Source organism: Streptomyces coryli (genome assembly GCF_011044975.1).
GTDB lineage: Bacteria > Actinomycetota > Actinomycetes > Streptomycetales > Streptomycetaceae > Streptomyces > Streptomyces coryli.
In genome coordinates this window covers 1-4,124 of sequence record NZ_JAAKZV010000412.1, presented here as the reverse complement: position 1 = coordinate 4,124, position 4,124 = coordinate 1, and the positions used below count along the sequence as shown (strand labels likewise).

3 protein-coding genes are annotated in these 4,124 nt (G+C 70.9%); 1 reads left to right on the top strand and 2 read right to left on the bottom strand.

Translation table 11 applies throughout. The annotated features are described in order from the left end of the window. Nucleotides 1-136: 136 nt before the first annotated feature. Nucleotides 137-934 carry a class I SAM-dependent methyltransferase gene (locus G5C51_RS40330; protein ID WP_165245655.1) on the bottom strand — a complete coding sequence of 266 codons (798 nt, stop codon included), beginning with the start codon at nt 932-934 and terminating at the stop codon, nt 137-139. 364 nt (nt 935-1,298) lie between these two features. On the opposite strand from G5C51_RS40330, the gene rpsA reads away from it, so the two are divergent. Further along, nucleotides 1,299-2,810: a 30S ribosomal protein S1 gene (gene rpsA, locus G5C51_RS40325; protein ID WP_165245653.1), complete on the top strand. Its 1,512-nt coding sequence runs from the start codon at nt 1,299-1,301 to the stop codon at nt 2,808-2,810. An 84-nt stretch (nt 2,811-2,894) separates the two neighbouring features. On the opposite strand, the gene G5C51_RS40320 is transcribed toward rpsA, so the two are convergent. Next, nucleotides 2,895-4,124: ABC transporter substrate-binding protein (locus G5C51_RS40320; protein WP_165245651.1), on the bottom strand; the 1,230-nt coding region annotated here is incomplete at its 5' end.

The window sequence follows — 4,124 nt, the reverse complement described above, 5'->3', positions numbered from 1 at the left end:
GCCTTGGTCTGTCGGGCGGCGGTCCGGGACAGGGGAAGGCGGGCGCCTAGGTGTCCCGAGTGGCGGTCCGACGGAGGGGCTGAGATCGCCGCCGCCCTGTCTCCCGCCCGCCCGGAGGGCGAAGGCTCGTTCCGACCTACGCCACCTCGCACACGAAGATCGCCGTCCCCGGGATCAGGCTGCCGCGCAAGGGGGACCAGCCGCCCCACTCCGCGCTGTTCCATTGCGGCCACTCCGGTTCGACCAGGTCCACCAGCCGGAAGCCCGCCGTGACCACGTCGCGTACCCGGTCGCCCACTGTGCGGTGATGTTCGACGTAGACGGCCCGGCCCGCGTCGTCCACCTCTACGTACGGCGTGCGGTCGAAATACGAGGCCGCGACTGACAGGCCCTCTGGGCCCGGCTCGTCCGGGAAGGCCCAGCGGATGGGGTGGGTGACGGAGAAGACGAAGCGGGCGCCGGGGCGCAGGACGCGGTGGATCTCGGCCAGGACCGCGGCCGGGTCGGCGACGAAGGGCAGCGCGCCGTACGCGGAAAAGCCCAGGTCAAAGGTGTCCGAGGGGAAGGGGAGGGCGCCCGCGTCCGCTTCCACCAGCGGAAACGACGAGCCGAGGCGCAGCGCGTGCTGCAGCTGGCGGTGCGAGAGGTCGAGCGCGACCGGCCGGGCGCCGCGCTCCGCGAGCCAGCGCGAGCATTGCGCGGCGCCGGCGCCGATCTCCAGCACGGAGCGGTCCTTCACGTCGCCCAGCAGTCCCGCCTCGTCCTCGCTCAGGCCCTCCGGGCCCCAGATGAAGCCCGCGTCGCCGAGGAAGCCGCCGTGGTCGGCCTGGTACTCGTCCGCATGGCCGTCCCACCAGATGCGACTGGCGGCGCGGCTCTCCGCTGGTGAGGCGGGGCGTCGGGTAGCCTCGGCGTCGTCGGGCTCTTGGATCATGGCTGGAACCGTCGTACTCTCTGGTCGGCGCCGGATGGCAGGCGTCACGGAGCCGGACCCGGAGTCCAGCACAGCCGTGACGCGGACGTATTCGTGCCGGAAATGGGGCGTTAGCCCCACGTGCACTCTTCGCGCATTGACCGTGCCCGGCTGCCCCCGTATGCTACAAGTTGCGCTGCGGGCCTGCGCGCCTCGGACGGAGCAGGTCGCGCTCGCATCAGTTGTATGTCCCCTCGGTTCTCGAGGCGCTCGCCGGGCAGCATGGATGAGCGCCTTCAAGGCTGTCCGGCTTCGGTGGTGCGATCAAGGGTTCACGGCGCTGCAGTATCCACTACCTCATGTCCGTACCGGAGCCCTTTCCCACATGACGAGCAGCACCGAGACCACCGCCACCACGCCGCAGGTTGCGGTCAACGACATCGGTTCCGAGGAAGCCTTCCTCGCCGCGATCGACGAGACGATCAAGTACTTCAACGACGGCGACATCGTCGACGGCGTCATCGTGAAGGTCGACCGGGACGAGGTCCTGCTCGACATCGGTTACAAGACCGAAGGTGTCATCCCTTCCCGCGAGCTTTCGATCAAGCACGACGTCGACCCCAACGAGGTCGTCGCCGTCGGTGACGAGATCGAGGCCCTGGTTCTCCAGAAGGAGGACAAGGAAGGCCGCCTCATCCTGTCCAAGAAGCGCGCTCAGTACGAGCGGGCCTGGGGCACGATCGAGAAGATCAAGGAAGAGGACGGGATCGTCACCGGTACCGTCATCGAGGTCGTCAAGGGTGGTCTCATCCTCGACATCGGCCTCCGCGGCTTCCTCCCGGCCTCCCTGGTCGAGATGCGCCGCGTCCGCGACCTCCAGCCCTACGTGGGCAAGGAGCTCGAGGCGAAGATCATCGAGCTGGACAAGAACCGCAACAACGTGGTCCTGTCCCGCCGCGCCTGGCTCGAGCAGACCCAGTCCGAGGTCCGCCAGACCTTCCTCACGACCCTCCAGAAGGGTCAGGTCCGCTCCGGCGTCGTGTCCTCCATCGTCAACTTCGGTGCCTTCGTGGACCTGGGTGGCGTCGATGGCCTGGTGCACGTCTCCGAGCTGTCCTGGAAGCACATCGACCACCCGTCCGAGGTTGTCGAGGTCGGCCAGGAGGTCACGGTCGAGGTCCTGGACGTCGACATGGACCGCGAGCGCGTCTCCCTGTCGCTGAAGGCGACCCAGGAAGACCCGTGGCAGCAGTTCGCCCGTACCCACCAGATCGGCCAGGTCGTGCCCGGCAAGGTCACGAAGCTGGTTCCGTTCGGTGCGTTCGTGCGCGTCGACGAGGGCATCGAGGGCCTGGTCCACATCTCCGAGCTGGCCGAGCGCCACGTGGAGATCCCGGAGCAGGTCGTCCAGGTCAACGACGAGATCTTCGTCAAGGTCATCGACATCGACCTCGAGCGTCGCCGCATCTCGCTGAGCCTCAAGCAGGCCAACGAGTCCTTCGGCGCCGACCCGATGGCCGTCGACTTCGACCCGACCCTGTACGGCATGGCCGCGTCCTACGACGACCAGGGCAACTACATCTACCCGGAGGGCTTCGACCCGGAGACCAACGAGTGGATGGAGGGCTACGACAAGCAGCGCGAGGAGTGGGAGCGCCAGTACGCCGAGGCGCAGGTCCGCTTCGAGCAGCACCAGGCGCAGGTCGTCAAGTCCCGCGAGGCCGACGCCCAGGCCGCGGCCGAGGCCGGCGACGCCGGTGCCCCGGCCCCGCAGGGCGGCGGCGCCTCCTCCGGCGGCGGCTCGTACTCCTCGGAGTCGGCCGACGACGGCGGCGCGCTCGCCTCTGACGAGGCGCTGGCCGCGCTCCGCGAGAAGCTCGCGGGCGGCCAGAGCTGACGCTCTGAGTCAGGCACGTAAGTAAGAGCGGGCCCGTTCCCTTCCGGGGGAGCGGGCCCGCTCTGCTGTGTTCGGAGCGTCGGCTCAGCCCTTCGTACGGGCCACCTGCCGCCAGTCGTCGCCGGTGCGGCGGTCGATCCAGACCGGCGGGTGTTCCTCCGCCTCCTTCAGCCGCGACCAGCCGCCGGTCAGCAGGCCCTTGGGCGTCGCCGACGGCAGCTCCTGCGCGATCCGGGCGCGGATGCGTTCCGGCTGGCGTGCGTCCTTGGTCGCCTGCGGGACCCGTTCCCAGGCCGCGAGCAGGGCGCGGGCGGCGTCGTGCTGCTCGGCCGCGTACGGCAGGGCGGCCAGGTCCGTGCCCAGCGCGGCGCGGGCCTTCGCGGCGCGTTTGCGGTCGGTGTCGCGGTCCGCGCTGTAGTAGCCGCGCGGGGTGAGCCAGCCGTCCGGGAAGGCGACGCGGCCGGCCGCCGAGGACCGGGCCGAGCACTGCGGGGCCTGCGGGTCCCAGGCGGCTTTGAGCCCGCGGAAGCCCGCACCGTCGACTGCCTTCATCCACTCCGTCAGGGACTCCGCGTCCTCGGTCTGGAGATAGACGGCATCCGGCCGGTACTCCCGGATGCCGTCGCGGAGCACCGAGGCCGGTTCGCCGCCGAGCGTGCCGGCGTGCTCGACCCGCACGTCGGCCCCCGCCGCGCGCAGCTCGTCGATGAGCATACGGGTGGAGGGCTTCTCGCTGTCACCGCGCACGTACACCTTGCGCACGCCGGGCTGCGCGGCGAGATGCCGGGCCATGCCGCGACCCAGGTCCGTAGCGGCGGCGGAGGTGCGGAAGACGCGGGCGTCGGCCTTGGGGTCGGCCTCGCCCGGGGCGACGTAAGGGTCGTCCTCCCGGCAGGTGCGCAGCAAGACCGCGGGGAGGCCGCCCCGGTCGGCGAAGCTCTGGGGGATCGTCGGGTCGTCGCCGACGACGCCGAGGAGGCCGGGGGTGTCCATGGTCCACTGGAGGGGCTCCTGGTCGGAGAGGAGCGGGGTGACGCCGGGCTCCTGTGTCTCCCCTGCCAGGGCTCGCTGGACCGCCCTCGGGATGATCAACTCGGCGGGTGCGACGGTGGTGTCCCGGGCGCTGAGCGCGCCGACGGAGTAGCCGCCGACCGTGGACGGCGAGACGGGGGCGCGGCTGGGAGGGACGTGCGGTGGCGGGCTGGGGTTGCTGGCGAGGGCGAGGGTGAGCAGGCCGCCGATGACCGCCATGGTGGCGATCACGGAGATCAGGACCTTACGGGCGGCGCGGCGGACGGTCGTGGGGGAGGGCGG